This is a genomic window from Spirillospora sp. CA-128828, assembly GCF_050945415.1.
Taxonomy (GTDB): Bacteria; Actinomycetota; Actinomycetes; order Streptosporangiales; family Streptosporangiaceae; genus Spirillospora.
In genome coordinates this window covers 3,506,905-3,532,415 of record NZ_CP191986.1, presented here as the reverse complement: position 1 = coordinate 3,532,415, position 25,511 = coordinate 3,506,905, and the positions used below count along the sequence as shown (strand labels likewise).

Here is a 25,511-nt window from a genome sequence, read left to right as displayed (position 1 = left end):
CCGATGAACTCCTCGGCGAGCGCAGTGCGCTTGATCACGATCCTCCTCGACGGACCGGGCGTCAGCCCGGGTCCGGCACCTCGACCACGACGTTCGTCGACTTCACCACCGCGTCGGCTACGACCCCCGCCCGCAGGCCGAGGTCGTCGGCGGCCTCGCGGCTCATCAGCGACACCACCCGGAAAGGCCCCGCCTGGATCTCCACCTGCGCCATCACGCCGTCCCGCACGACCTCGGTGACGATCCCCCGGAGCCGATTGCGCGCCGAGGAGAACCGCTCGGCCTGACCGGACGGCCCGCCCTCGCGCGCCTGGTCGCGCACGAAGGCGGCGAGATCGGCCCCCGGCACCCGCCGGTGGCCGTGCTCGTCCCGGGACGCCGGGAGCCGGCCGCCGTCCACCCAGCGGCGCACGGTGTCCGCGCTGACCCCGAGAAGCGCGGCGGCCTCGCTGATCCTGAACGTGGTCACGCGGCCAAGCCTAGCGATCCGCAGATGCCAGGAAAAGCGCGGTCCTAGACCCGAATCTGCAAGGTCTTCAAGCAAGCCTCCCTGCGGATGCGGGACGGCGAGCTTCGCTCGCGGCTGCTCTCGGCGCCCTCATGGTGACGCGCGGCCGCCCGGGTCAGCATGTCTCCAGCAGAACCTCGGCGATCATGCCGAGGTTCGCCGCGTCCACCCGCCGCTCCCGCCTGATCCGCCCGAAGTCGGACACCCCGACCTCGGTGCGCTCGCCGTCCGCCGCCACCCCGTGCGGCCCGGAGGCCCGGAGCAGCGCCACCTCGTCCGCCGAGACCTCGGCGGAGTACAGGTGCACCCGGTGCGTGGACAGCGTGGCGGTCACCTGCCGGCTCCCGTGCGCGCGCAGCCGCTCCGGCTCCAGCGCCAGCCCGGTCTCCTCGGCGACCTCCGCGAGCGCGACCTCGGACGCGCCACCCGCCCCCGACCCTCCCGGCAGCTCGTGGACGTACCCGTGCACGCCCGGGCTCCGGTACTCCCGGACGAGCACGACCTCCGTCTCGTCGAGCGTCGCCCCACGCCGATAGAGGACGACGGCCGACACGTCCGGCCGCCCGATGACGATCTCGTTGTCCTTGACCCGATCCTCGGCGGCCACCCGGACGCGGACGTGCAGGCCCCAGCACACGCCGAACCGGAACACCACCCGCGCGCCGAGCAGGACGTCGCCCGCCTCCCGCTGGCCCGCGTACCAGCTCTGGAACGCCGCGTCACGCCAGAGGAGCAGCGGGATCTCCCGTTCGCCGCCCGTCCGGGACGCGCCCGTACCGATCCGGCGCAGCGCCGCCGCGACCGTGTCCCGCAGATCGGTCGCCGCCGGGACACCGAACTTCGTCGCGTAGTGCAGCAGGTAGCGGTTCCGCGGCGCGTCCGGCGGCGCGCCGAACACCACCCGGCCGCTGTCGTGCCACATCCCCCACTCCACGTTCGTGGTGAACGCGGGCATCGTCTCGATCTCGCGCGGGACCCAGAAGACGACCTCGTCGGACAGGTGCAGGCAGCGCTCCTCCCACTCGATCTGACCGTCGTAGTCGCCGTAGCGGTCGAGCCGGTGCTCGGGGACGAACACCACGAGCCGTCCGCCGCCGCGCCACCGGCCGCGCAGCTCGGCGACCGCGTCCGGGCGCCAGGACGCGACCCCGCGCGTCCGGGGCGTGGGCCCGGCGAGGAAGACGGCGGCGTCCCACCGGTCCGGCGGTTCCTCGCGCGCGTAGACGACGGTGATCTCGTTCTCCATGCGGTGCGCCTCTCACGGGCCGTGTGGATCGGCCATGTACGGGTAAACGGTGATTCAAAACAGAATCACACGCCCGGTCAGGAGGAATGATCATGACTGGGACCATGCGCGTACCACGCTCCCGCGGCGGCTTCAGCGGATTCCTGCTGATCCTGCTGGGCCTGTGGGGCGGCCTGCTGCCCTTCGCCGGCCCCTATTTCGACTTCGGCTTCGCGCCGGACGACACCTGGGTCTACAACACCGACCGGCTTCAGCTGAGCATCGCTCCCGGGGCCGCCGCCGCACTGGGCGGCCTGATCGTACTCTTCAGCGCGAACCGCGCGTTCGCGATGTTCGGCGCGTGGCTCGCCGCGCTCGGCGGCGCCTGGTTCGCCGTCGGCCCGCCCGTCGCCACGCTCTGGGACGTCCCCGGGGTCGGCGCGCCGCTCGGCACGGGCGAAGGCCGGCATGTCGCCGAGCAGCTCGCCGGGTTCACCGGGCTCGGCGTCGTCATCGTGTTCCTCGCCGCGCTCGCACTCGGCCGGTTCGCGGTGGTCGGCGTCCGCGAACGGGCACTGCTGGACGAGCCCGAACAGGGCGGATCCAACACCACGCAACCGCTCGTCTACGGGCGGTACGCGCGGGAGAACCCGCCCGGGCAGGGACCGCCGCCCGCCGGCGACCAGCACGTCGCGGGCGAGACACGCTACGACCGCTAGCGGTTCCGGCCCCGCATGTTGCGGACGGACTTGGTGGTCTCGTAGCTGCCGCGCTCCTCGTCCAGCCGCACATCGTCACGGTCGGTGAACATGGCGACGAAGGCGACCAGCAGTCCGACGCCGCCGATCCACGGCTCCCGCCACGTGAAGCTGAGCGCCACGCAGACGACGGCAACGGAGATGAGCAGCAAGAGCTTCACGTCGCACCCCTCGACCGCGCCCGGTGTCCGGGGGACCCGGTCACCCGGACGAGAACATGTGTCCGCCACGGGATGAGCGAGTAATGGAAGACTTACTCACGGCCCGCACGGGCATCTTGTCATGCCGCGGCCCGCCGGGGAAAGATCCCCGGCGGGCCGCCGGCCGAAAATTTCCGCTACTTCTTGCTCTTGCCGCGCTTTTCGCGGATCTTCATGGCGATGTCGAGCGGCGTCCCGGCGAACCCGAACTCCTCCCGCAGCCGCCGCTCGATGAACCGCCGGTAGCCCTCCTCCAGGAACCCGGACGTGAACAGCACGAACCGCGGCGGCCGCACCCCCGCCTGCGTCGCGAACAGCACGCGCGGCTGCTTGCCGCCCCGCACCGGGTGCGGATGGGAGTTCACCAGGTCGGCGAAGAACTGGTTCAGCTTGGACGTCGGGACGCGGGTGCCCCAGCCCTCCAGCGCCGTCTCGATGCCCGGCACCAGCTTCTCCATGTGCCGGCCGGTCTTGGCGGAGATGTTCACCCGCGGCGCCCAGCGGGCGTTGTGCAGCTGCCGGTCGATCTCGCGCTCCAGGTAGTGGCGGCGCTCCTCGTCCAGCAGATCCCACTTGTTGTAGGCGATGACCAGGGACCGGCCCGACTCGATCACCATGGAGATGATCCGCAGGTCCTGCTCGGCGAGCGGCTGGTCGGCGTCCACCAGGACCACCGCGACCTCGGCCCGCTCCAGCGCGGACTGCGTGCGCAGCGTCGCGTAGAAGTCGGCGCCCTGGTTCTCCCGGTGCCGCCGCCGGATCCCGGCGGTGTCGATGAACCGCCACGTCCTGCCGCCCAGCTCGATGAGCTCGTCGACCGGGTCGCGGGTCGTCCCCGCCACCGAGTCCACGACGGCGCGGGCCTCCCCCGCCAGCTGGTTCAGCAGGCTCGACTTGCCGACGTTGGGACGGCCGAGAAGCGCCACCCGGCGCGGCCCGCCCGTCTCGCCGAACATCTCCGCCGGGGGCTCCTCCGGCAGCGCGTCCAGCACGGCGTCGAGCAGGTCGCCGCTGCCGCGCCCGTGCAGCGCGCTCACCGGGTACGGCTCGCCGATGCCGAGCGACCACAGCAGCGCAGCGTCGGACTCGGCGCCCGCGTTGTCGACCTTGTTGGCGACCAGCACCACGGGCTTGCCGGACCGGCGCAGGATCTCCACCACGGCCTCGTCCACGTCCGTGGCGCCCACCGTCGCGTCGACGACGAACATCACGACGTCGGCCAGGTCGACCGCCAGCCGAGCCTGCTCGGCGATCGCCGCGGCCAGGCCGGACGAGTCCGGCAGCCAGCCGCCGGTGTCGACGACCGTGAAGCGGCGGCCGCTCCACGCCGCGTCATAGGCGACCCGGTCGCGGGTCACGCCCGGGACGTCCTCCACGACGGCCTCGCGGCGGCCGAGGATCCGGTTGACCAAGGTTGACTTGCCGACGTTCGGCCGTCCCACCACGGCGACGACCGGCGCGGGCGCCGCGTCCCCGGCGACGTCCTCGACGACGTCCACCGTTTCGATCTCGTATTCGCTCACTGTCACATTCCCCGGCGGGAGCCGTCAGGCGGCCCGCTACTCGTGCGCTTTGGCGAGGCGGACGACCGCCTCGACGACCTCGGCGAGGCTCAGCTCGGTCGAGTCGATCTCGTACGCGTCCGCCGCCTTGGTCAGCGGCGACGCCTTGCGGGTCGAGTCGAGCCGGTCCCGCCGGGCCTGCTCGGCCTGCGTGACGGTCACCGACGCGCCCGGGTCGGCGGCGAGGTCCTTCGCGCGGCGCGCCGCCCGCGCCTCCTCGCTGGCCGTCAGGTACACCTTCACCGGAGCGTCCGGCGCGACGACCGTGCCGATGTCGCGCCCCTCGACCACGATGCCGCCGGCCCCGATGATCTCCCGCTGCAGCTCCACGAGCCGCGTGCGGACCGCCGGGACGGAGCTGACGGCGCTGACCGCGTTCGTCACCTCGCGGTTGCGGATCGGGCCGGACACGTCCACCCCGTCCACCGTGATCGCCGGCGCGTCCGGGTCGGTGCCCGACTCGATCGCCGGCTCCAGGGCGCGGGCCGCCACGGCGACACCGTCCTCGACCGGCACGCCGTTGTCGAGCATCCACCAGGTGACGGCGCGGTACATGGCACCGGTGTCCAGGTACCGCAGCCCGAGCGCGCGGGCGACGCCCTTGGACGCGCTGGACTTGCCCGACCCGGACGGGCCGTCCATGGCGATGACGAGCGGCACGGTCGCTCCCTCTCTGATCGTCGGAGCGCCCGCCGACGACGGATCGGCGGGCGAATCGGGCGGCGCTCGTCGCCGCGCCGGCGCGCGGGAGTCCCCGGGACAAGCCCCGGCGAAACAGGCTACCGGCCCCGCGGACTAGCCGGGCACGGACCAGCCGCGGGCCCGCAGCTCGGCGGCGAGGCGTTCGGCGGCCTCCGGGACGACCGACAGCTCCAGCACGCCCAGCGGCCGGCCCGGGGAGTGCTCGATCGTCACGTCCTCGATGTTGACCTGCGCGATCCCCGCCGACTGGAAGATCATCGCCAGCTCGCCGGGGCGGTCCGGGATGACCACCTGGACGGTCGCGTACGCGGGCTGGTCGCCGCCGTGCTTGCCGGGGATGCGGGACCGGCCCGCGTTCCCGCGCAGCAGCAGGTCGGCGACGTGCGCGGCGGCCTCCTCGCTGCCGTCGCGCAGCAGCGACGCGGCCACCGCGAGGTCGGTGGCGACGGCCTCCAGCACGTCCGCGACGGGCTGGGAGTTCGCCGACAGGATGCCGATCCACAGCCGCGGGTCGCTCGCCGCGATCCGGGTGACGTCCCGGACCCCCTGCCCGGACAGGCCCAGCGCCACGTCGTCCGCGCCGGTCAGCCGCGCGGCGACCGCGGCCGACACCACGTGCGGGGCGTGCGAGACGAGCGCGACGGCACGGTCGTGCTCGGCGGCGTCCACCTCCACGGGCATCGCACCGCACGCCGTCGCGAGGCCGGTGACGGCCCGGACCGTCTCGGGAGTCGCCTCCGGGGTCGCGCAGAGCGCCCAGGGGCGGCCGAGGAACAGGTCGGCGCGGGCCGCGCCCGGCCCGGACCGCTCGCTGCCGGCGAGGGGGTGCCCCGCCACGAACGTCGTCAGGTCGCAGCCCAGCTCGGCCGCCTGCGCCAGCGGCGGCGCCTTCACGCTCGCCACGTCGGTGTAGGCGGTGGCGAGCCCGCGCTTCTGCGCGTCCAGCAGCGTCACCGCGACCGCCGCGGGCGGCACCGCCAGCACCGCCAGGTCGGCGGGCTCCTCGTGCGCGCCGTCCGGCAGCGCCTCGCCGGCGCCCAGCTCCACGGCTAGCGCCAGGGCGGCCGCGTCGCGGTCCGTCAGCAGCACCTCGGCGCCGCGCTCCCGCATCGCCAGGGCGATCGACGTACCGATCAGGCCCGTCCCGACCACGACGATGCGCCGTGCCACCACGTCCTCGCTCACGCCCGTCACCCTACTGCGCCCCACACCTTGCCTCGCTCCGCTCGGGCGCTACTGCGCCCCACCGCATGCCTCGCTCCGCTCGGGCGCTACTGCGCCCCACCGCATGCCTCGCTCCGCTCGGGCGCTACTGCGCGATGTCGAGCCGGAGCGCCGTCGCGCCGCGCAGGTACACGTGCTGGACGGCCGAGCGGGGACGGTCCGTCTCGATGTGCGCCATCAGCCGGACCACCCGGGGCAGCGAGCCGGGGACGCCGATCTCGGTCGCGCACAGCAGCGGCACGTCGTGGAACCCGAGCTTGCGGGCGGCGAGCGCTGGGAACTCCGCCGTCAGGTCCGGTGTCACCGTGAAGATGACGCTGATGACGTCGTCGGTGCTCAGCTCGTTGCGTGCCATCACCGCGGAGACGAGCTCGGTCGTCGCCTCCAGGATCTGGTCCCGGTCGTCGGCGTCGATCTGCGTCGCCCCACGAACCGCGCGTACCGCCACAGTCGTCTCCCCTTCTCGTGTCCGGTGTCCTAAAGCCCGACGGCCTTGTACAGCTCGCCGATCTCCCGCACGGTCAGCGCCCGCATCCCGCCCGGCTTCAGCGAGCCCAGCTTGATCGGCCCGAACTCTATGCGGGCGAGCTGCTGGACAGGGAAGCCGACCTCCTTCAGCAGCCGCCGGACGATGTGCTTGCGCCCCTCGTGCAGCGTGATCTCGACGAGGACGCGCCGGCCGACCTGGTCGAAGATGCGGAACCTGTCGGCCTTGGCGGGCCCGTCGTCCAGCGTCACCCCGGCCCTCAGGCGCCTGCCGAGGTCCCGCGGGATCGGCCCATGGATCTCCGCAAGGTAGGTCTTGCTCACGCCGAAGGACGGGTGGGTGAGCCGGTGCGACAGCTCCCCGTCGTTGGTGAGCAGGATCAGCCCCTCGGTGTCGGTGTCGAGCCGGCCGACGTGGAAGAGCCGCTCGGGGACCTCCACGTAGTCGGCGAGGGACTTGCGGCCCCGCTCGTCCGACATCGTGGACACCACGCCGCGCGGCTTGTTGATCGCGTAGTAGCGCATCTCGGACCGGGTCTCGACCCGCTTGCCGTCCACGTGGATGACGGCGCGCTGAGGGTCGACGCGCTCGCCGAACCGGAACACCTTCTTCCCGTCGACGGTGACGCGGCCCTCGCCGATCAGCTCCTCGCAGTGGCGGCGGCTGCCGATCCCGGCCTCGGCCAGGACCTTCTGCAACCGCACGCCCTCGTTGTCACTCACGTGTCCTCAACTATGTCATCTGGCAGGTCATCGGGCAGGTAGGGGGCGAGTTCGGGGAGCTCGCCGAGATCGCGCAGGCCCAGTCGTTCCAGGAAGTACCCGGTGGTCCGGTAGAGGTGCGCCTGCGACTCGGGGTCCTGGCCGGCGTCCTCGATCAGGCCGCGCAGCGTCAGGGTCCGCATGACGCCGTCGCTGTTGACCCCGCGGATCGCCGACACCCGGGCCCGGCTCACCGGCTGCCGGTAGGCGACGACGGCGAGCGTCTCCAGCGCGGCCTGGGTGAGCCGCGCCTGCTGCCCGTCGGTGACGAACCGCTCCACCACCGGGGCGCACACGTCCCGGGTGTAGAACCGCCATCCGCCGGCGACCTCCCTGAGATCGAACCCGCGGCCCTGCTCGGTGTATTCCGCGGCCAGCTCCCGCAGCGTCCCGGCGACCTCGCCGCGGGGACGCTCCAGCAGCTGCGCCAGCGTCATCTCGGTGACCGGCTCGTCCACCACCAGCAGGATCGCCTCGATCGAGGCGCGCAGCGCCGGAAGCTCCGGCGCGTCCGCGCCGGGTTCCTCAGTCATCGTCTCCCTCGTCCTTCCGGCCGGCCTCGTCCTTCCGGCGGGCCTCGTCGCCCTCGTCCTTCTTGGGGACGCCCTCGTAGTCGTCGCCGACGTCGACGTCGCCCTCGTCGGTTCCGGTCCAGGTCACGTGCAGCTCGCCGAGGGGCGCGTCCTGCTCGAACGTGACGGCCTGCTCCCGGTACAGCTCCAGCAGCGCCAGGAACCGCGCGACGACCTCGTAGGTGCCCTCGGCGTCCGCCGCCAGGACGCGGAACGTCGTCCGGCGCAGCCGGCGCAGCCGCTCCACGACGATCGCGGCCTGCTCCTTGACGCTGGCCTTCGGCTGGTACATGTGCTCGACCGACACCGACGGCGGCGCCTTCGGCGTGAACGCCTTGGCGGCGAGCCGGGCGAACTCGTCCGGGCCGAGGCCGAGCAGCACCTCCGGCAGCAGGCCGGCGAACCGCGGCTCCATCGGCACCAGGCGCGGGAACCGCCGGCTCGCGTCGGCGATGCGCCCGGCGATCACCTGCGCGACCTCCTTGTAGGCGCGGTACTGCAGCAGCCGCGCGAACAGCAGGTCGCGGGCCTCCAGCAGCGCCAGGTCCTCCTCGTCGTCGACCTCGCCGGACGGCAGCAGCCGGGCGGCCTTCAGGTCCAGCAGGGTCGCGGCGACCAGCAGGAAGTGGCTGGCCTGGTCGAGGTCCCAGTCCGCGCCGTGCGAGCGGATGTGCGCGATGAAGTCGTCGGTGACCTTGTGCAGCGACACCTCGGTGATGTCGAGCTTGTGCTTGGAGATCAGCCCGAGCAGCAGGTCGAACGGTCCCTCGAAGTTGTCCAGGTGGACGCGGAAACCCTGCTCCTCCTCGGCCTCCCGCCCCGGCTCGGGCGACGTGTCGTCCACGTCGCTCACGGTAGCGGACGACTCCTCCCGCGCTGTGCTCACCGGCCTCATCGTCCCATGCCCGGCGTGCGCTCGCACCACGGACGATCACGAGCGGTGACGGGACGTCCGGGGGCGGGCGCGCTACGACCCGGCCAGCCGCCGGACGAGGCCGTCCGCGTAGGCGCGGGTGAACCTGTCGGCCGGCCCTTGGACGTCGACCTGGCCGCCGGAGATGGCCTGCATCACCTGCGCGGGCTCCGAGACCAGCGTGCCGCCGACGAGCATGCCCATCCGGCCCGCCGGCAGCCGGTCCGCGAACGCCTGCGCGGCCTTGCCGGTCAGCTCACCGAACCGGGGCGCGTCCGCCGAGGTCAGCCTCAGCCGCACGGTCCAGGCAGGGCTGCCCCGCGCCGGGTCGGGCGGCACCGCCCTGATCCCTTCCAGCCGGCGGACGGTCAGCTCGTCGGAGCCGAACGTGTAGCACTCGGAGGCGCCGTCGACGGTGACGGCCCCGCCCGTGCACGGTGCGGCGGACACCTGCGCGACCAGCTTGAACGTCAGCGGTTCGCGCAGGTCGACCGGGCCGGCCGAGGCGGGCGCGGGGTCGTCCCCGTCGCCGCCGGTGGCCACGAGGTAGCCCGCGAGGACGCCGATCACGAGGAGGACGGCGACGACCGCGGCGACCAGCACGATGACCAGCGTCCCCGGCCCCCGGGCGGGCCTGGGAGGCGGGAGGGCGCCGCCGGGCGGCGGGTCGTAGGGCAGCGGCGGGGGGTGGCCCATGTGCACACTCCAGCGGGGAACTCCCGGGTTTCCGGGGGGTTAGGGGTGCCCGACGGGGTCACTCGGTCTCCGCCCACCTGAGGAGCACCTCCCGCGCCAGGCTCCGGTACGCGTTCGCGCCCATCGAGCTCGGGTCGAAGAAGGTGATCGGCTCGCCGGCGACCGTCGCGTCGGGGAACCGCACCGTGCGGTTGATCACGGTGTGGAAGACCTTGTCGCCGAACGCCTCGACGATCCGCCCGAGCACCTCGCGGGTGTGCAGCGTCCGCGAGTCGTACATGGTGCCGAGGACTCCGTCGATGACCAGGTTCGGGTTGATCCGGCCCTGCACCTTCTCGATGGTCTCCATCAGCAGCGCGACGCCGCGCATCGCGAAGTACTCGCACTCCAGCGGGATCAGCACGCCCTCGCTGGCGGCCAGCGCGTTGACGGTGAGCAGGCCGAGCGACGGCTGGCAGTCGATGAGGATGTAGTCGTAGTGGTCGACGGCCGACTTCAGCACGCCCTGCAGGATGTACTCGCGGCCCACCTCGTGGACGAGCTGGACCTCGGCGCCGGACAGGTCGATGTTGCTCGGCAGCAGGTCCATCCCGTCGACGCCGGTCTCGATGACGACGTCCTCCCACTCGGTGTCGCGTTCGAGCAGCAGGTTGTGGATCGTCACGTCGAGCTGGCGCGGGTCGCCCTTGCCGAGGCCGACCGACAGGGCGCCCTGCGGGTCGAAGTCGACGAGCAGGATGCGGCGGCCGTACTCGGCGAGCGCGGCGCCCAGGTTGATCGTCGTGGTGGTCTTGCCGACGCCGCCCTTCTGGTTGCAGACGGCGACGATCCGCGCGGGCCCGTGCTCGGCCAGGGGTTCCGGCTCCGGGAACACCGGCACGGGTCGCTGAGTAGGCCCGAGGGCCCGGCTCGGATCGGTCTCGATGGTGGCGGAGGAAAGGACTCCTTCCGCACCGTTAGTGCTGGTCACCAGATCCCTCCCCGGCGGCCCGGAAATGCCATCCAGAACGGGGACTCTAGGGCCGTCCACCCCGTCGCTCAAGCCGACGCGCGCCGAACGTCGGGATTTGTCGCCGCGGCGGATGGTCCGATTCGTCCCCCGGCGCACGTCCCCGGCGTTCAGTTCCTCGCGCGCGGATGCGACGTGGCGTACACCTCGCGCAGCAACTGGACCGTGACGAGGGTGTAGACCTGTGTGGTCGTGACGGAGGCGTGCCCGAGCAGCTCCTGGACGACGCGGACGTCGGCTCCCCCGTCCAGCAGGTGCGTGGCGAACGAGTGCCGCAGCGTGTGCGGGGACACCTCCGACAGCTGCGCCCGGTCCGCGGCGGCGCGCAGCACCATCCACGCGCCCTGCCGCGAGAGCCGCCCGCCGCGCGCGTTCAGGAACAGCGCCGGGCCGCCGCGCCCGGCCCCGGCCAGCTCGGGGCGGGCCCGCACCAGGTAGGCGTCCACGGCCTCGCGGGCGTAGTCGCCGATGGGCACGACCCGGGCCTTGCCGCCCTTGCCCGCGACGCGCGCGAACCCGTCCCGCAGGTCGAGGTCGTCGACGTCCAGGCCGACCGCCTCGGAGATGCGCGCGCCCGACCCGTAGAGCAGCTCCAGCAGCGCGCGGTCGCGCAGGCCCCGGGCGGCGCCGGAGTCGCCGCCGGACGGCCCGGTGACGGCGGCGAGCAGCCGCTCGACCTCGTCCAGCGAGATGGCCTTCGGCAGCCGGCGCGGCGGCGTCGGCGGCTTGACGTCGTGCGCGGGATCGGCGGCGGCGAGGCCCTCGCGCAGCGCGAACCGGTGCAGGCCCCGCACGGCGACGAGCGCCCGCGCCGCCGAGCCCGCCGACAGCGGCGGGTGGTCCGCGTCGCCCTCCCGCAGGCCCACCAGGAAGGCGCGGACGTCGTCCTCGGTGATCTCCCCGATCGCGGTGCGGCCCCGCCCGTCCTGCACCCGCATGTAGCGGCGCAGGTCACGGCGGTAGGAGCTGAGCGTGTTGGCGGCGAGGCCCCGCTCGACGGCCAGATGCCCCAGATAGGCGCGCACCGCGGAGTCGAGCGCGGAGCCCGCGCCCGCGTCGGACACGGCGCTCCGGGGGGACGGGCTCGGGGACAGGGCGGCACCTCTTCCGGCCGTGGGCTCCGGGACCCGCCCATCATGCCCCCTCCGCGCGCCGGAGGGGGACCTCATCCGGCTCAGTCCTCCGGCGCGTCGACCGGCCGCAGATCACCGAACCCGGACGCCCGCGCCGCGTGCACGGCGAGGACCCCCATGCAGGCGATCATGTTGTGCAGCTCACCGGCGAACACCTTGCGGACCGCCTCGTCCAGCGGCACCCACACGACCGGCATGTCCGCCTCCTCGTGGACGCGCTCGAAGTCGATCTGGTCGGCGGGCACCTCGGTCAGACCGCGGGCGAGGAAGATCCGGACCCGTTCGTCGGTCATGCCGGGCGAGGGGAACACGTCGAGCAGGGTGTCCCAGCGCTCGGCGCGGTATCCGGACTCCTCCAGCAGCTCCCGCTCGGCGAGCTTGTGCAGGGGCTCGCCGTCCACGTCCCGCAGCCCGGCGGGCGCCTCCCACAGCAGCCGCGACACCGGGTGCCGGTACTGGCGCAGCAGCAGCACCCGGTCGCGGTCGTCGAGGGCGAGGACGCCGACGGAGCCGATGTGCTCGATCACGTCGCGGCCGACGGCCTCCGTGCCGTCGCCGCGCGGCATCTCGACCCGGTCGCGCCGCACGCCGAACACGCGCCCCTGGAAGGCCGTCGAGGACTCCACGACGTTCCAGCGGTCGGGCCGGTCGCGGACGTCGTCCGGCCCGAGCTCCTCGTCCCCGGTCATGACGCGGTCACGGTCCCCGCCTCGCCCTCGTCCGCGCGCACCTCGGCGTAGTCGATGGCGGCGGCGACGAGGCCGGTGAACAGGGGGTGCGGGCGGGTCGGGCGGGACCGGAACTCCGGGTGGGCCTGCGTCCCGACGAAGAACGGGTGCACCTCGCGCGGCAGCTCGACGTACTCGACCAGGCGCCCGTCCGGCGACAGGCCGGAGAACCGCAGCCCGGCCTGCTCCAGCCGGTCGCGGTAGGCGTTGCTGACCTCGTAGCGGTGCCGGTGCCGCTCGGACACCTTCGCCTCCCCGTACAGCTCCCGGACGACGGAACCCTCGGCGAGATCGGCCGGGTAGAGGCCGAGCCGCATCGTCCCGCCCATGTCGCGCTCCCCGGCGACGACGTCGATCTGGTCGGCCATCGTCGCGACGACAGGATGCTCGGTGGTGGCGTCGAACTCGGCGCTGCCGGCGTCGGCGAGCCCGCCGAGCGTCCGCGCCGCCTCGATGACCATGCACTGCAGGCCGAGGCAGATGCCGAGCAGCGGGACGTGGTTCTCGCGGGCGTGCCGGACGGCGCCGAGCTTGCCCTCGATGCCGCGGACCCCGAACCCGCCGGGGATGAGCACGCCGTCCACGCCGTCCAGCTCCCGCTTGGCGCCCTCGGGCGTCTCGCAGTCGTCGCTCTTCACCCAGCGGATGTGCACCTTGGCGTCGTTGCCGAACCCGCCGTGCCGCAGCGCCTCGGTGACCGACAGGTACGCGTCGGGCAGGTCGATGTACTTGCCGACCAGCGCGATCGTGACCTCGCGGGCGGGCTTGTGGACGCGGCGCAGCAGTTCGTCCCAGGCGCCCCAGTCGACGTCGCGGAACGGCAGGTCGAGGCGCCGCACGACGTAGGCGTCCAGGCCCTCGGAGTGCAGCACCTTCGGGATGTCGTAGATGCTCGCGGCGTCCACCGCCGACACAACGGCCTCGCGGTCCACGTCGCACATAAGGCTGATCTTGTGCTTGAGCCCGTCGGTGATCGGCCGGTCCGACCGGCACACGATCGCGTCGGGCTGGATGCCGATGGAGCGCAGCGCGGCCACCGAGTGCTGCGTCGGCTTGGTCTTCAGCTCCCCGGACGGGCCGATGTAGGGCAGCAGCGACACGTGCAGGAAGAAGCAGTTCTCCCGGCCGATCTCGTGCCGGATCTGCCGCACCGACTCAAGGAACGGCAGCGACTCGATGTCGCCGACCGTCCCGCCCACCTCGGTGATGACGATGTCGACGTCCCCGTCGTCCGCCATCCCGCGGATCCGGTCCTTGATCTCGTTCGTGATGTGCGGGATCACCTGCACGGTGTCACCGAGGTACTCCCCGCGCCGCTCCTTGGCGATCACGTTGGAGTAGACCTGCCCGGTGGTGACGTTCGCGGACCCGTGCAGTTCGGTGTCCAGGAACCGCTCGTAGTGCCCGATGTCCAGGTCGGTCTCGGCGCCGTCGTCGGTGACGAACACCTCGCCGTGCTGGAACGGGTTCATCGTGCCGGGGTCGACGTTGAGGTAGGGGTCGAGCTTCTGCATGGTGACCCGGAGGCCGCGGAGGGCGAGAAGCCGCCCGAGGCTGGACGCCGTCAGTCCCTTGCCGAGGCTGGAGGCGACACCGCCGGTGACGAAAAGATGCTTGGTAGGACGTGACCTACCAGTGGCTGCCGAAGGCAAGAAGGCGCTCCCGTGGTCGAAACGATGCGGACGGTACCGCACATGTCCACGGGCCTCTAGCTTATTGCATTTCTCTCCTCCTTCGGGCCTCGGGGGCCCTCCATCGTCGAGAAACGCCTTGTTGGCCCAGGGGGCGACCCCCTGGAACCCCCGTCACGGGGGGAGAGGGCGTACCCCAGAGAGGCATTTCGTGGGTCCGAACCCCAGCCGGGGCGCGGGCAGGCGCGTGGAGCGAGGGCAGCGAGCGCAACGCGCATGCCCGTCGAGCCGGGCGACCGCAGCGACACGCCACGAACCCGCACGGTCACAGCGGACCGAGCCGTGGCGTGAGGATCGACCGGCTCGTGACGGGGGGCGAGGGGGTCGCCCCCTACAGACGAGGCGTGGCCGCTGTGGGCATGATCGTGCGGAGTTGCCTGGTGAGCTCGTCGATCAGGGAGCGGGCCTGGTCGGCGGCCTGGCGGGCGGCGTCGCGTTCCTGGGACAGCTCGGCGATCTGGGCGCGCTGCTCGGTGACGGCCTGGGCGAGCTGGTCGACCCACTGGTCGCGCTCGGCGAGCTTCTCGGCGACGGCGTCGCGCTCGGCGGCCAGCTGCCGCATCGCGGCGACCGTCTTGTCGCGTTCGCGCCCGGCCTGGTCGGCGCGGCCGCGGGCCAGGGTGAGCTCGGACTCGGCGCGCGCCTGCGCCTGGACGGCGGCCTCCCGGTTCCGCTCGGACGCCTCCCGCGCCTTGGCGTTGCCGTCGCGCTCCCGCTCGGCCTTCTTGGCGGCCTCAAGGGACTGCGCGGCCGTGTCGAGCGCCTGCTGCCGCTCGGCCTCGGCGGCCTCGGCCCGCCCGGACGCGTCCTGGATGCGGCGCTCGGCGTCCTGGGCCCGCCGTTCGGCGTCCTGGGCGCGGCGCTCGTTCTCCTGGGCGCGCCGCTCGGCGACCTCGGCGCGGCGCCGGCTCTCGTCGGCCTCCTTGCCGGCGGCGACGACGGCGTGCTGCAGGTTCTGCGCGGTCATCTCCGCGTCGGTGACCTTGGCGCGGAGCGCCGACAGCTCGCCGTGGGCGGTCTCCAGGGCGCGGGACAGCTCGGAGGCCTGCTCGGCGACGCGGTCGCGCTCGGACTCGGCGGAACGTCGCCCGCCGACGGCGTCCTCGACGGCGCGCAGGGCGTCGTCGCGGGCCTCGCTCATGGCGTCGCGCTGCTGGATCGCCTGCCGGACGGTGGCCTCGGCCTCGGCGAGGCGGCGTTCGGCCTGCTCGACCTGGGCCTGCACCTGCTCCATCTGCGCGCGGGCCTGGTCGGCCTGGGCGCGGGCCTGGTCGGCCTGGGCGCGCCCCTGCTGGGCCTGGTTCCAGGCGGCGGCCGCGTCGCGCTGCGCGTTCTCCTTCTCGGTCTGGAGCGCGGCGATCTGCGTGACCGCCTCGTTCTGGACCTCGGCGGCGCGGCGCTCGGCGTCGGCGAACTGACGCTCGGCCTCCACGGCGCGGCGTTCCGCCTGCTCGGCCTGGCCGCGGGAGCGCTGCACCTCACCCCAGGCGGCCGCGGCGTCGCGCTGCGCCGACTCCTTCTCCGCCTGGATGGCCGCGACCTGCGAAGAAGCCTCGTTCTGGGCCTCGGTGACGCGGCGTTCGGCTTCCACGGCGCGGCGGTCGGCCTGCTCGGCCTGGCCGCGGGAGCGCTGCACCTCACCCCAGGCGGCTGCCGCGTCGCGCTGCGCCGACTCCTTCTCCGCCTGGATGGCCGCGACCTGCGATGCGGTCTCTGTCTGCGCCTCGTTGACCTTGCGCTCACCTGCGGCGAGCGCGTCACCGATGAGGTCGGCCATCTGGCGGAGCCGCTCGACGATGTCCCACGGCTGGGCCTCGGGCTGCTCGACGTCGGGACGCACGAGCTCCCCCGTCCGGTTGTGCGGCCCCGGCTGGCCGTGCTGCGGCATTCCGTGCTGCCCGGGCTTGGACATCTGGATCGGCTGCTGGGCGGCCGGAAGCGCCGGCGGCGCGCCCGGGTCGCGGCCCATGGCCGGCCAGGGCGACGCCCCGTCCGGGACGCCGCGGGCACCGCCCGATCCGTTCAGCTCGCTCACCGGTCTCCTCGCCTTTCGGCCGGGAGCCCGGCGACCGGCGTGGCGCCGCTCATCCCGCTCGCTGCGTCCATCGCCCGACGGCTCGTCACTTCGATCACGTGTCTCCTCGCCCGGCGGCGCACGGCCGCGTTCGCGGGGGTCGTTGTGCACATCTCGCTCGCTCCGCAGCCGGCCCTGTGGCTCCTCGCTTCGCTCACCAGAGGCACTCTAGTCCCGACCAGCGGAACGTTTGCCCAGTTTGGGGTTTACTTTCTCGGCCCCCGTCGGGTGTTCGCGCACGCAGGACGCCTGTTCACGGCCCGCGCGGCCCGTCCGACGGTGCCATGGGTCACATCCCGGCCGGGGCCCGGCACGGGTGGGACAATCGCGCGTCATGGAGCTTCGCACCCTGTATCCGCCGATCGAGCCGTACGACTCCGGGCTGCTCGACGTCGGCGACGGAAACCGTATCTACTGGGAGGTCTGCGGCAATCCGGACGGCAAACCCGCGGTCATGCTGCACGGCGGCCCGGGTGCCGGGTGCAGCCCGGCGCACCGCCGGCAGTTCGACCCGGAGGCCTACCGGATCGTCCTGTTCGACCAGCGCAACTGCGGGCGCAGCCTGCCGCACGCGAAGGATCCGGAGGTGTCGCTGGAGGCGAACACCACCTGGAACCTGGTCGCCGACATCGAGCGGCTCCGCGAGCACCTCGGCATCGAGCGCTGGCTGGTGTTCGGCGGGAGCTGGGGCAGCGCGCTGTCGCTGGCGTACGCGCAGACGCACCCGGACCGGGTGACAGAGCTGGTGCTGCGCGGCATCTTCACGCTGCGGCCGTTCGAGCTGTACTGGTTCTACCAGGAGGGCGCTTCGCTGCTGTTCCCCGACCTCTGGGAAAAGTACATCGAGCCGATACCCGAGGACGAGCGGGAGGACCTCGTCTCGGCGTTCCGCGAGCGCCTCGACTCCCCCGACCGGGACGTGCGGGTCGCGGCGGCGAAGGCGTGGGCGACGTGGGAGGGCTCGACGATCACGCTGCGGCCGGACCCCGAGCTGGCCGCCGGGTTCGGCGAGCCGGACTACGCGGTGGCGTTCGCCCGCATCGAGAACCACTACTTCGCCAACGAGGGGTTCTTCGAGGAGGACCAGCTGATCCGGGACGTGGAGAAGATCCGCCACATCCCGGCGGTGATCGTGCAGGGCCGCTACGACGTGTGCACGCCGGTCGCGACCGCGTGGGATCTGCACCGCGCGTGGCCTGAGGCGGATTTCCACATCGTCGACGACGCCGGGCACGCCTACAGCGAACCGGGGATTCTGCATCGTCTGATCGAGGCGACCGATCGCTTCGCCGGAAAAGACTGACGCGCTCCGTCCGGCCGGGCGCACGAGACGGCCCGTCATCGGCCGCCGAGAATCGGCCGCACTCCAATGCGGCCATCTGATGTCCGGAATGCGCCCGGCGCCCGGTTTCCAGGCCGGGCCCGGGCGTGTCGGATGCGACCCGAAATCCGCGAATACTTACCTCTTAGACATCGCAGTCTTACCCGATCGGGATGATCCCTCCCCCTTGAAGGTGAGGGACCGCGGCCTCCCAGGACCCGCGTCAACGCCTTGCCGCACACCCGTCCCAGGCCGCCCGCGGGCGGACGACCTCGCGCGATGCGACGTGACGCCCGCCGCACCCGACCCGTTGACAGCGAATCCATGTGACTTACCTCACACAACCGATACATAAATGCGCTCCCGGACCGGCGGCCGAACATTAAGGTGACGTTCAGGAAGTGCCCTGGACGCTTCCGCGACGCATCGGGGAGTCCCTCCTGCGTATCAGCGGGAAATGTGCGCGACGGCCCGAGCAAAGCCCGCCGGAATTGCCGCGAAATTGGCAAAGCCCTTAACCCTACCCACTGGGACATGGGGCTAAACATCACGCCGATAACAATCCGCTGCGATCACGGGCCGAGATTCGCTAAGTTGCCTGGACATGGCAGCGCACCCCCTGGAAACACCAACCGGACGCCCCGATGGAAACGAGACGAACGCGGAAGTGCGACTCCAGGAGCCGGGCCTCACCGATGGCCCGCAGCTGTGGCGGCTCGCCCGGGACTCACGCGTCCTGGACGTCAACTCGCCGTACAGCTACACCCTTTGGTGCCGCGATTTCGCGGACACTTCCGTGGTGGCGCGTGACGGCGCGGACCCGTGCGGTTTCATCACCGGGTACGTCCGCCCGTCCCGCCCGGACACGTTCTTCGTGTGGCAGGTCGCCGTCGACCACGACCATCGCGGCCAGGGACTCGCCCGCCGCATGCTCGACCACCTCGCCGACCGGCTGGCCCCGCGCGGCCACCGGTACATGGAGGCGACGGTCACGCCGGGCAACACCGCGTCTACCGCGATGTTCGAGTCGTTCGCCCGGGACCGCGGGTGCGAGCTCACCCGCAGCCCGCTGTTCGGCGCGCAGCACTTCCCCGAGGGGGGACACGAGCCCGAGGTGCTCTTCAGGATCGGACCGATCACCGGCGTGAACTGACCCACTCCTCGATCCCCCAACCCGCTCCCACCCCGACTGCCTGGAGGCAGAGATGGACGTTTTCGCCCGCCTGGAATCCGAAGTCCGCGGCTACTGCCGAAGCTGGCCCACCGTGTTCACCACCGCGCAGGGCAGCCATATGACCGACGAGAACGGCAAAACCTACCTCGATTTCTTCGCCGGCGCCGGGACACTCAACTACGGGCACAACAACCCGCAGCTGAAACGCCGGCTGCTGGACTATCTCGCCGGCGACGCGATCGTCCACAGCCTGGACATGTACACGACGGCCAAACGTGAGTTCCTGGAACGATTCAACGAGCACGTTCTGAGCCCCCGCGGCCTCGACTACAAGGTGCAGTTCCCGGGCCCCGCGGGCAACAACTCCGTCGAGGCCGCGCTGAAACTGGCGCGCAAGTACACCGGCCGCGAGACCGTCGTCAGCTTCACCAACGCCTTTCACGGCATGACGCTCGGCGCGCTCGCCGTCACCGGGAATTCGATGAAGCGCACGGGCGCGGGCGTGCCGCTCGGGCACGGCGTGGCGATGCCCTACGACAACTACCTGGACGGCCGGACGCCGGACTTCCTGCTCTTCGAGACGATGCTCGACGACAGCGGCAGCGGCCTGGACAAGCCCGCCGCCGTGATCGTGGAGACCGTCCAGGGCGAGGGCGGCATCAACGTCGCCACCGCCGAGTGGCTGCGCGGCCTGCAGGACCTCTGCCGCCGGCAGGACATCCTGCTCATCGTCGACGACGTCCAGATGGGCTGCGGCCGCACGGGGCCGTTCTTCAGCTTCGAGGAGGCCGGGATCGTCCCGGACATCGTCTGCCTGTCCAAGTCGCTCAGCGGCTACGGGCTGCCGTTCGCGGTGACCCTGATGAAGCGCGAGCTGGACGTGTGGGAGCCGGGCGAGCACAACGGCACCTTCCGCGGGTTCAACCCCGCGTTCATCACCGCCGTCGCCGCGCTGGAGGACTACTGGACCGGCGACGAGTTCGAGAAGCAGACCCTCGCCAAGAGCCAGCAGGTCGAGGCGGCGCTGGACGACATCGCGCTCACGCACGCCGGGGCGATCGACTCCGTCCGCGGCCGCGGCCTGGCGTGGGGCCTGGTGATGCACGACGCCGAGATGGCCCCGAAGGTGTGCGGCGAGGCGTTCGCCCGCGGGCTGCTGATGGAGACGTCCGGGCCCGAGGGCGAGGTCGTCAAGCTGCTGCCGCCGCTCACCACGACGGAGGCCGAGCTGGACCGCGGCCTGGAGATCATCGCGGACTCGCTGGAGGCCGTCCGCCAGAAGGTCGCCGTGTGAGCCGCCCCGGACACCGCACGGCACCACCGGAAGAGGAGATTTCATGATCGTTCGTTCCCTTGGGGAGATCATCGGCACGGAACGCGACGTGCAGGCGCCGACCTGGTGCAGCCGCCGTTTCGTGCTGGCCAAGGAGGGCGTCGGCTTCTCGCTGCACGAGACGATCCTGTACGCGGGGACCGAGACGAGGATGTGGTACGCCAACCACATCGAGGCCGTCTACTGCGTCGAGGGCCAGGGAGAGCTCACCAACGACGAGACGGGCGAGAAGCACAAGATCGAGCCGGGCGTGATGTACCTGCTCGACGAGCACGAGCACCACACCCTGCGCGCTCACACCGACGTGCGGACCGTATGCGTCTTCAACCCGCCCTGCACGGGGCGGGAGGTCCACGACGAGAACGGTGTCTACCCCCTGCTGACCGAGGAGGACGCATGAGCATCATCGAGTCCCATCCGACCATCGACGACGCCTACCCCACCCGGAAGGCCTCCGAGGCGGCGCTGCTGTACCGCCAGGACCCGGTGGTGTACGGCACCGCGCAGGACGGTCCGGTCGACGGCGCGACCCTGGACTCCTTCGAGGCCAACGGCTTCCTGTCCGTCGACCAGCTGCTCGCGCCGGAGGAGGTCGAGGACTACCGCGCCGAGCTGCGCCGGCTGTCGGCCGACCCGCGGATCCTGGCCGACGAGCGCACGGTCACCGAGCGGGGCTCGGACGAGGTCCGCTCCATCTTCGAGGTGCACAAGATCAGCAAGGTGTTCGCCGAGCTCGTCCGCGACCCCCGCGTGGTCGGGCGGGCCAGGCAGATCCTCGGCTCGGAGGTTTACGTGCACCAAAGCCGGGTGAACTACAAGCCAGGGTTCACTGGCAAGGACTTCTACTGGCACTCGGATTTCGAGACCTGGCACGCGGAGGACGGCATGCCCCGGATGCGCGCGGTGAGCATATCTATCGCGCTCACCGAGAATTTCGTGCACAATGGCGGGCTAATGATCATGCCTGGCTCGCACAAGACCTTCGTGGCCTGCGTCGGGGAGACCCCGGACGACCACTACAAGGAGTCCTTGCGCGGCCAGGAGGTCGGCACGCCCGACCCCAACAGCCTGTCGATCCTGGCCGACAAACACGGGATCGAGCTGTTCACAGGGCCGGCGGGCTCTGCCACCATGTTCGACTGCAACTGCATGCACGGCTCGAACGGGAACATCACCCCTTTCCCGCGCTCCAACGTGTTCATCGTGTTCAACAGCGTGGAGAACACGTGCGTCGAGCCGTTCTCGGCGCCCGCGCCCCGTCCGACGTTCATCGGCTCGCGTGACTTCACCCCCGTCGGCGCCGGGGGCGCTTCGGGGGCCCGTCCGGCACCTGAATGATCACAACAATTCGATAACCCCGACCCACCCGCTCAGCGCCCGTAGGGGGCCGTCCGGCCCCCTACGGGCGTTGAGCACACCCACCAGGAGTTCAACGATGACTTCTTCGAGGCGCGATTTCCTCCGCAACGCGGTGCTGCTGTCCGCCGCGGTGCCGCTGGCCGCGGCGGGCTGTTCGACGACGAATCCGGAGGAGGAGAAGTCGGGCGGCGGCACCCTGGACAAGGCCAAGAGCGCCGGCTCGATCACGGTCGGCTTCGCCAACGAGGCGCCCTACGGCTACACCGACAAGTCCGGGAAGCTGACCGGTGAGGCGCCCGAGCTGGCCCGCGTCATCTTCAAGAACCTCGGCATCGACGAGATCAAGGGCGTCCAGGTCGACTTCGGGGGACTCATCGCCGGGCTCAACGCCAAGCGGTTCGACGCGATCGCCGCCGGCATGTTCATCACGCCGGAGCGGTGCGCCTCGGCCGCGTTCGCCAACCCCGAGTACGTCGCCAAGAGCGCCTTCATGGTGCCCGAGGGCAACCCGAAGGGCCTGAAGGCCGCCGAGGACCCGGGCAAGAAGGGCGTCAAGGTCGGCGTGCTCACCGGCGCGGTCGAGGCCGGCTACGCCGAGAAGACCGGCGTGAAGAAGGGCGACATCAAGACGTTCGCCGACCAGGCGAGCGCCTTCGAGGGCCTGAAGGCGGGGCGCATCGACTGCATCTGGCTGACCCGTATCTCGCTGGCCGACCTGCTGACCAAGCACAAGGGCGAGGGCTTCGAGGTCACCGACGCGTTCACCCCGGTCATCGACGGCAAGGAGCAGTTGGGCGCCGGCGCGTTCGCGTTCCGCAAGGCCGACACCGATCTGGTGAACGCGTGGAACGAGCAGCTCGGCAAGCTGAAGCAGGAGAACAAGCTGCTGCCGATCCTGCAGCCGTTCGGCTTCACCCAGGCGGAGATGCCGACCGCGGACGACACCGCCGCCAAGTTCTGCCAGGGCTGACCCGTGTCCGATGTCCTCGACAGCTATCCCCAGTGGCTGGACGGGGCGTGGGTCACGGTCCGGCTCACTCTCCTCGGCGGCGCGCTGGCGCTGGTGCTCGCCCTGATCTTCGGGTTGGCGGGCACCTCGCGCCACTCGGGCGTGCGCGTGCTGAACCGGGTGTACGTGGAGTTCTTCCGCGGCAACGCGACGCTCGTGCTGCTGTTCTGGTTCTTCTACGCGCTGCCCCTCATCGGCCTCCGGTTCAGCACGATGTTCGCGGCCGTGCTGGCCCTCGGCCTGAACGTCGGCGCCTACGGCGCGGAGGTGGTCCGCGGCTCGATCAACGCGGTCCCGAAGGCGCAGTACGAGGCGACGGTGGCGCTGAACTTCACGCCCCTCCAGCGGATGCGGCGCGTCCTGCTCCCCCAGGCGTTCGCGCTGATGCTCCCCCCGTTCGGCAACCTGATCATCGAGCTGATGAAGGGCACGGCCATCGTGTCCCTGGTCGGGCTCGTCGATCTGACCCGCGTGTCGAAGAACATCCAGGGCAGCACCGGCCAGACCGTCGCGGCGTTCTCGGTCGTCCTCGTCCTGTACTTCGTGATCGCACAGATCCTGCAGCTGTTCGTTCGCTACGCCGAGCGGCGCGTGGACCGCATGCTGGGCCGCAGGCTGCCGAGTGAGCCGTCCCTCGGGACGATCGCGGCCGGCGAGCCTGGCACGGAGGTGAAGGCCTGATGAGCTGGGACTGGCAATACTCAGGTGACATCCTCCCCGACCTGCTGGACGGGCTGCGCTACACGGTCATCGCGACGCTGCTCGGCTACGTGCTCGCGCTGGTCCTCGGGCTGGTGTGGACGCTGCTGCGCCGCTCGCCGAGCCGGGTCTTCAACCAGGTGATCCGGTGGATCACCGAGTTCATCCGGTCCACGCCGCTGATCCCGCAGCTGTACTTCGTGTTCTTCGTCCTGCCCGCGTGGGGCATCACCATCGGTTCGCTGACCGCGGGCGTCCTCACGCTCGGGATCCACTACTCGACCTACACGGCCGAGGTCTACCGGGCCGGGATCGCCGACGTGCCGAAGGGGCAGTGGGAGGCGTGCACCGCGCTGAACCTGCCGCGCTCGCGGGTGTGGCTCGATGTGATCCTTCCGCAGGCGATCCGGCGGGTGATCCCGACGCTGGGCAACTACCTGATCGCGATGTTCAAGGACTCGCCGATGCTGCTGGCGATCAACGTCGCGGAGCTGCTGTTCTCCGCGTACCAGGTGGGGTCCAAGTCCCTGCAGTTCCTGGAGCCGATCACCATGGTCGGCCTGTTGTTCGTCATCGTCAGCGTCATATCCTCGATACTGGTCCGCCGCTTGGAGAGGCGTTATGCCACCAACTGACACCACACCGGAAGCCCCCACGCCCAACGGGCCGGACGGCGGCGCCGAGCAGAAGGACGCCGCCGGACAGGACGTGTCCACGCAGAAGGAGAGCGTGTCCACGCAGAAGGGCGGCGCGACGAAGAGCGAGCCGGCCGCCGACCTGCCGCACGGTGAGGCGCCCGGCATCCGCTTCGAGAAGGTCGTCAAGCGGTTCGGCTCGAACGTCGTGCTCCGCGAGCTGGACTTCACCGTGGAGCCCGGGGAGCGCGTGACGCTGATCGGGCCGAGCGGGTCGGGCAAGACCACCATCCTGCGGCTGCTGATGACCCTGGAGACCCTCAACGAGGGGCTCATCTGGATCGGCGACGAGACGCTGTGGCACATGGACCGCGGCGGCAAGCGCGTCCCGGCGAACGAGAAGCACCTGCACGAGATGCGCAAGCAGGTCGGCATGGTCTTCCAGCAGTTCAACCTGTTCCCCAACATGAACGTGCTGCGCAACCTCACCGAGGGGCCGGTGCGCGTGCTCGGGGTGTCCAAGGACGAGGCGGTCGAACGCGCCAAGGGCCTGCTGGACATGGTCGGCCTGTCCGACAAGGAGAACGCGCACCCGACCCAGCTGTCGGGCGGCCAGCAGCAGCGGGTGGCGATCGCGCGGGCGCTCGCCATGCAGCCGCGCGTCCTGCTGCTGGACGAGGTCACCTCCGCGCTGGACCCGGAGCTCGTCGTCGGCGTCCAGGACCTGCTGCGCGACATCGCCCGGCAGAGCGACCTGACCATGCTGTGCGTCACCCACGAGATGACCTTCGCCAAGGACATCTCCAACCGGGTCCTGATGTTCGACCAGGGCCAGATCGTGGAGGAGGGCCCGCCGGAGCAGATCTTCGGTGAGCCGTCCGAGCAGCGCACCCGGGATTTCCTGCAGGCCGTTCTCGCGTCCTGACCAGGGACCCCGCGTCCCCGCGTCGCCCGCGTCCCCGTCGCCCCGGGGACGCGGGCGACTCCCGTTTCAGCGCATGCCGGGCCAGGCGGCGGCCACGAGATCCGCCCAGGTGGGGCCGGCCGGGCCGATGCCGTACTGGCGGGCGACCTCCGCGGGAAGGCTGCCCATCGGGGCTTTTGCCGGGTTTTCTGCGATCTGGTTGACGATGAGGCTGGTGAGGCCGCAGTCCTGCTCAAGACGGGGGAACGCGGCGTGCACCCGCTCGGCGAGGCCCTTGGGGAGCGAGCCGGCGCGGAGGCCGGCCATGTCGGTGCCGGTTCCGGCGTGGGTGAGCGCGATCTCGGGCCGCATCAGGTGCGCGATGCCCGTGCTGGTGTGCAGGGCGATCGCCTCCCAGACCACGCGGGTCCGCTCCTCGTCCAGGCCGTTCCCGCTCACGAACCGGGCGGCGAGGTCGGCGCCGTCCACCTCGAAGCGCCGGCCGCCGTTCCCCCGTTCGGTCAGGCCGAGGTCGTGCAGGACGCTCGCCAGGAACAGCGCCTCGTCGTCGTAGTCGGCGCCGGGGTGAAGGCCCCGTGCCTCGCCGAGCGCACGGCCGAACAGGTAGGTCCGGACGCTGTGGTGGGCGAGCGCCGCCGTGCCGGTGGCGAACACCAGGTCGTACGCCTTGCGGGTCAGGTCGGTGTCGGGCATCGAGAATTCGGCGAAGCGGTCGGCCATCGAGGCTCCTCGGGTGTGCTGTGAACGGACCCCACCGATCGTGCGGTGCCGGACCGGAGGCCGAACAGTGTCCGGACTGCCGATGTGCGCTAC

The 25,511-nt window shown here is 71.6% G+C and carries 27 protein-coding genes; 10 read left to right on the top strand and 17 right to left on the bottom strand.

The genetic code is table 11. From position 1 onward, the window contains the following. Positions 1 to 61: 61 nt before the first annotated feature. Positions 62 to 469 (bottom strand): TOBE domain-containing protein, encoded by a 408-nt coding sequence (locus ACQPXG_RS17440; protein WP_433468745.1) that lies wholly within the window; start codon positions 467 to 469, stop codon positions 62 to 64. Between the two features lie 154 nt (positions 470 to 623). Then, complete coding sequence (locus ACQPXG_RS17435; protein WP_433468744.1) at positions 624 to 1,754, bottom strand: nucleoside 2-deoxyribosyltransferase domain-containing protein; 1,131 nt, start codon at positions 1,752 to 1,754, stop codon at positions 624 to 626. Positions 1,755 to 1,846: 92 nt separating this feature from the next. On the opposite strand from ACQPXG_RS17435, the gene ACQPXG_RS17430 reads away from it, so the two are divergent. Beyond that, the gene (locus tag ACQPXG_RS17430; RefSeq protein WP_433468743.1) at positions 1,847 to 2,452 is read left to right on the top strand and encodes a hypothetical protein; all 606 of its coding nucleotides are present in this window, start codon (positions 1,847 to 1,849) and stop codon (positions 2,450 to 2,452) included. Here ACQPXG_RS17430 and ACQPXG_RS17425 read toward each other — a convergent pair. The 14 genes from ACQPXG_RS17425 to ACQPXG_RS17360 all read right to left on the bottom strand — a co-directional run bounded on the left by ACQPXG_RS17425 (position 2,449) and on the right by ACQPXG_RS17360 (position 16,204). Further along, the gene (locus ACQPXG_RS17425) at positions 2,449 to 2,652 is read right to left on the bottom strand and encodes a hypothetical protein (protein WP_433468742.1); all 204 of its coding nucleotides are present in this window, start codon (positions 2,650 to 2,652) and stop codon (positions 2,449 to 2,451) included. The genes ACQPXG_RS17430 and ACQPXG_RS17425 overlap by 4 nt on opposite strands. 176 nt (positions 2,653 to 2,828) lie before the next feature. Beyond that, positions 2,829 to 4,214, bottom strand: coding sequence for a ribosome biogenesis GTPase Der (gene der / locus ACQPXG_RS17420; RefSeq protein WP_433468741.1), 1,386 nt, complete (start codon positions 4,212 to 4,214; stop codon positions 2,829 to 2,831). Between the two features lie 36 nt (positions 4,215 to 4,250). After that, positions 4,251 to 4,913 carry a (d)CMP kinase gene (gene cmk, locus ACQPXG_RS17415; protein ID WP_433468740.1) on the bottom strand — a complete coding sequence of 221 codons (663 nt, stop codon included), beginning with the start codon at positions 4,911 to 4,913 and terminating at the stop codon, positions 4,251 to 4,253. Between the two features lie 135 nt (positions 4,914 to 5,048). Continuing rightward, positions 5,049 to 6,140, bottom strand: coding sequence for a prephenate dehydrogenase (locus ACQPXG_RS17410; protein ID WP_433468739.1), 1,092 nt, complete (start codon positions 6,138 to 6,140; stop codon positions 5,049 to 5,051). A 124-nt stretch (positions 6,141 to 6,264) separates the two neighbouring features. Then, positions 6,265 to 6,627, bottom strand: a complete 363-nt coding sequence (gene aroH / locus ACQPXG_RS17405) for a chorismate mutase (protein ID WP_433468738.1) — start codon at positions 6,625 to 6,627, stop codon at positions 6,265 to 6,267. Between the two features lie 29 nt (positions 6,628 to 6,656). Continuing rightward, the gene (locus ACQPXG_RS17400) at positions 6,657 to 7,388 is read right to left on the bottom strand and encodes a pseudouridine synthase (RefSeq protein ID WP_433468737.1); all 732 of its coding nucleotides are present in this window, start codon (positions 7,386 to 7,388) and stop codon (positions 6,657 to 6,659) included. Then, positions 7,385 to 7,960: an SMC-Scp complex subunit ScpB gene (scpB, locus tag ACQPXG_RS17395; RefSeq protein WP_433468736.1), complete on the bottom strand. Its 576-nt coding sequence runs from the start codon at positions 7,958 to 7,960 to the stop codon at positions 7,385 to 7,387. The genes ACQPXG_RS17400 and scpB overlap by 4 nt, the downstream gene beginning before the upstream one ends. Then, positions 7,953 to 8,843: a segregation and condensation protein A gene (locus tag ACQPXG_RS17390; RefSeq protein WP_433469984.1), complete on the bottom strand. Its 891-nt coding sequence runs from the start codon at positions 8,841 to 8,843 to the stop codon at positions 7,953 to 7,955. The genes scpB and ACQPXG_RS17390 overlap by 8 nt, the downstream gene beginning before the upstream one ends. 123 nt (positions 8,844 to 8,966) lie before the next feature. Beyond that, positions 8,967 to 9,608 (bottom strand): hypothetical protein, encoded by a 642-nt coding sequence (locus tag ACQPXG_RS17385; protein ID WP_433468735.1) that lies wholly within the window; start codon positions 9,606 to 9,608, stop codon positions 8,967 to 8,969. 58 nt (positions 9,609 to 9,666) lie between these two features. Next, complete coding sequence (locus tag ACQPXG_RS17380) at positions 9,667 to 10,533, bottom strand: ParA family protein (protein WP_433469983.1); 867 nt, start codon at positions 10,531 to 10,533, stop codon at positions 9,667 to 9,669. A 194-nt stretch (positions 10,534 to 10,727) separates the two neighbouring features. Continuing rightward, a complete protein-coding gene (locus ACQPXG_RS17375; RefSeq protein ID WP_433468734.1) occupies positions 10,728 to 11,681 on the bottom strand; it encodes a site-specific tyrosine recombinase XerD in 954 nt (317 codons plus the stop codon). A gap of 110 nt (positions 11,682 to 11,791) precedes the next feature. Next, positions 11,792 to 12,439, bottom strand: coding sequence for an NUDIX domain-containing protein (locus ACQPXG_RS17370; RefSeq protein ID WP_433468733.1), 648 nt, complete (start codon positions 12,437 to 12,439; stop codon positions 11,792 to 11,794). Continuing rightward, complete coding sequence (locus tag ACQPXG_RS17365) at positions 12,436 to 14,130, bottom strand: CTP synthase (protein ID WP_433468732.1); 1,695 nt, start codon at positions 14,128 to 14,130, stop codon at positions 12,436 to 12,438. The genes ACQPXG_RS17370 and ACQPXG_RS17365 overlap by 4 nt, the downstream gene beginning before the upstream one ends. 370 nt (positions 14,131 to 14,500) lie before the next feature. Next, entirely contained in the window at positions 14,501 to 16,204 is a 1,704-nt protein-coding gene (locus tag ACQPXG_RS17360) for a hypothetical protein (RefSeq protein ID WP_433468731.1), read from the bottom strand. 373 nt (positions 16,205 to 16,577) lie between these two features. Here ACQPXG_RS17360 and pip point away from each other — a divergent pair, with 373 nt between their 5' ends. The 9 genes from pip (at position 16,578) to ehuA (ending at position 24,698) form a co-directional block, all read left to right on the top strand. Beyond that, on the top strand, positions 16,578 to 17,546 hold the full coding sequence (pip, locus tag ACQPXG_RS17355; RefSeq protein ID WP_433468730.1) for a prolyl aminopeptidase: 969 nt from the start codon (positions 16,578 to 16,580) through the stop codon (positions 17,544 to 17,546). 622 nt (positions 17,547 to 18,168) lie between these two features. Then, positions 18,169 to 18,717, top strand: a complete 549-nt coding sequence (gene ectA, locus ACQPXG_RS17350) for a diaminobutyrate acetyltransferase (protein WP_433468729.1) — start codon at positions 18,169 to 18,171, stop codon at positions 18,715 to 18,717. 52 nt (positions 18,718 to 18,769) lie between these two features. Next, the gene (ectB, locus tag ACQPXG_RS17345; protein ID WP_433468728.1) at positions 18,770 to 20,032 is read left to right on the top strand and encodes a diaminobutyrate--2-oxoglutarate transaminase; all 1,263 of its coding nucleotides are present in this window, start codon (positions 18,770 to 18,772) and stop codon (positions 20,030 to 20,032) included. 43 nt (positions 20,033 to 20,075) lie between these two features. Beyond that, entirely contained in the window at positions 20,076 to 20,471 is a 396-nt protein-coding gene (locus tag ACQPXG_RS17340) for an ectoine synthase (RefSeq protein ID WP_433468727.1), read from the top strand. Then, positions 20,468 to 21,409, top strand: coding sequence for an ectoine hydroxylase (thpD, locus tag ACQPXG_RS17335; RefSeq protein WP_433468726.1), 942 nt, complete (start codon positions 20,468 to 20,470; stop codon positions 21,407 to 21,409). Before ACQPXG_RS17340 ends, thpD begins: the two co-directional genes overlap by 4 nt. A 97-nt stretch (positions 21,410 to 21,506) precedes the next feature. Then, positions 21,507 to 22,400: an ectoine/hydroxyectoine ABC transporter substrate-binding protein EhuB gene (ehuB, locus tag ACQPXG_RS17330; protein ID WP_433468725.1), complete on the top strand. Its 894-nt coding sequence runs from the start codon at positions 21,507 to 21,509 to the stop codon at positions 22,398 to 22,400. A gap of 3 nt (positions 22,401 to 22,403) precedes the next feature. After that, positions 22,404 to 23,120, top strand: a complete 717-nt coding sequence (gene ehuC / locus ACQPXG_RS17325) for an ectoine/hydroxyectoine ABC transporter permease subunit EhuC (RefSeq protein ID WP_433468724.1) — start codon at positions 22,404 to 22,406, stop codon at positions 23,118 to 23,120. After that, entirely contained in the window at positions 23,120 to 23,773 is a 654-nt protein-coding gene (gene ehuD / locus ACQPXG_RS17320; RefSeq protein ID WP_433468723.1) for an ectoine/hydroxyectoine ABC transporter permease subunit EhuD, read from the top strand. The genes ehuC and ehuD overlap by 1 nt, the downstream gene beginning before the upstream one ends. After that, positions 23,760 to 24,698, top strand: coding sequence for an ectoine/hydroxyectoine ABC transporter ATP-binding protein EhuA (gene ehuA / locus ACQPXG_RS17315; protein ID WP_433468722.1), 939 nt, complete (start codon positions 23,760 to 23,762; stop codon positions 24,696 to 24,698). The genes ehuD and ehuA overlap by 14 nt, the downstream gene beginning before the upstream one ends. A 66-nt stretch (positions 24,699 to 24,764) precedes the next feature. On the opposite strand, the gene ACQPXG_RS17310 is transcribed toward ehuA, so the two are convergent. After that, positions 24,765 to 25,418, bottom strand: coding sequence for an HD domain-containing protein (locus ACQPXG_RS17310; RefSeq protein WP_433468721.1), 654 nt, complete (start codon positions 25,416 to 25,418; stop codon positions 24,765 to 24,767). Positions 25,419 to 25,511: the final 93 nt, after the last annotated feature.